Below are 280 nucleotides of genomic sequence, written 5' to 3'. Positions count from 1 at the left end.
CGGGGGCCGTGCACTCTGGAGGTCAAGGTGCACATCGACGATATAACCACGGCCGTGATCGATACCCTGGCCAGGATGCTGGACATCGAGTCCACCGCGCTCGACCGCGAACGTTCGTTCCACGAAATGGGGCTGGATTCGGTTCTGCTGGTCGGATTATCCGCCGAGTTCGAGGATCGCTTCGGCGTTTCGCTGGACCCGGAATTCGCCTACCAGCACGACAGCGTACGCAATATCAGCCAGCACCTGCATGGCCTGCTGAACGAAGAGGTGGCATACG

General features: G+C 60.4%; 1 protein-coding gene. It reads left to right on the top strand.

Translation table 11 applies throughout. The annotated features are described in order from the left end of the window. A partial coding sequence (locus V0R37_RS21975) for an acyl carrier protein (RefSeq protein WP_420376539.1) occupies nt 1-280 on the top strand: 280 nt, incomplete at both ends.

Origin of the sequence: Pollutimonas rozaliensis (assembly GCF_048751585.1) — a bacterium.
In the GTDB taxonomy this organism is placed as follows: Bacteria; Pseudomonadota; Gammaproteobacteria; order Burkholderiales; family Burkholderiaceae_B.
This window is presented reverse-complemented; position numbering and strand designations above follow the sequence as displayed.